Source organism: Wolbachia endosymbiont of Glossina morsitans morsitans (assembly GCF_000689175.1).
GTDB lineage: Bacteria > Pseudomonadota > Alphaproteobacteria > Rickettsiales > Anaplasmataceae > Wolbachia > Wolbachia pipientis.
Genome location: NZ_AWUH01000172.1, coordinates 7,116 through 8,136 on the forward strand (window position 1 = coordinate 7,116; position 1,021 = coordinate 8,136).

The following is a 1,021-nucleotide window of genomic DNA, read 5'->3' on the forward strand; positions in this document are numbered from 1 at the left end:
ACAGACCGTAATATGCTACTGGCCTGCTATAGCCATAAACACATAGATTTAAGTAAAAGGGAATGGGCAAGAATAGAAAAACACTTCAGAATATCGTACAAGAAAGAAGGAAGGCCACCAAAATACGGTAAGTGTGAGATAGTAAATGCAATTCTTTATATACTGCGCACAGGATGTCAATGGCGCTATTTACCACACGATTTTCCGCCGTGGAAGGCTGTGCATGAACAGTTTAGAAGATGGAAAAAGCAGGGAATTTTTGAGAAAATGAACTATGATATCACTAAATATAGTAGGTCAAAAATGGGAAGCCGAGCGCATGCATAGTGGACAGTCAATCGGTAAAAACCACGGAAAAGGGAGGGGCAAAGGTTATGATGGTGCGAAGAAGGTAAAGGGGAGAAAAAGACATATAATCACAGATACTCAAGGATTTGTGCTTGGTTGCTATGTAGGAGCTGCAAGCGAAAATGACAGAGATGGGGTGAAGATGGCATTGGACAATATGAAGGAAAAATACAGCAATATTAAGAAAATGTGGGCTGATATGGGATACCAAGGAAAAGATTTAAAGGATTACGTAAAGAGAGAATATGGGATAGATATTGAAATTGTCAAAAGGCCTCCATGTAGGTTTTGGGTGCATAAAGATACACCACTAGAACTATTGCCACAACGGGATCCTGGATTTTCAGTACAGCCGAGAAGGTGGGTGGTAGGGAGGACTTTTGCNNGGATCAATAGATATAAAAGGCTATCAAAGGAGTACGATTTACTTACAACATCTACTGAAAGTTTCATATTTGGCTATGAGTAAAGTTATGTTAAGTAGGGAATGTTGATTTACTGGTTTGTTGACAACCTCTGATATGCTGCCAACACTTATGTTCAAATTAAAAATGTCATTTATGATACTAGCCACTTCACGCTTTGAGTTTTTGTAAAATCCGCTGAGTGCTGCAATTATAGACTTAACCCTTGGACCAAATGTATCTGGCGTAACACCTTCTGGTAACGTGCT

At 39.5% G+C, this 1,021-nt stretch carries 3 pseudogenes; 2 read left to right on the forward strand and 1 reads right to left on the reverse strand.

Annotated features, from left to right (window positions below):
- Positions 1 to 12: 12 nt before the first annotated feature.
- Together WGMM_RS05890 and WGMM_RS06890 are read left to right on the forward strand one after the other, a co-directional pair.
- Positions 13 to 732: pseudogene (locus WGMM_RS05890) on the forward strand (IS5 family transposase); the annotation flags it as partial.
- A gap of 2 nt (positions 733 to 734) precedes the next feature.
- Positions 735 to 842 (forward strand): annotated as a pseudogene (locus tag WGMM_RS06890) (IS5-like element ISWpi1 family transposase); the annotation flags it as partial.
- A 23-nt stretch (positions 843 to 865) separates the two neighbouring features.
- On the opposite strand, the pseudogene WGMM_RS06175 reads toward WGMM_RS06890, so the two are convergent.
- Positions 866 to 1,021: pseudogene (locus tag WGMM_RS06175) on the reverse strand (IS66 family transposase); the annotation flags it as partial.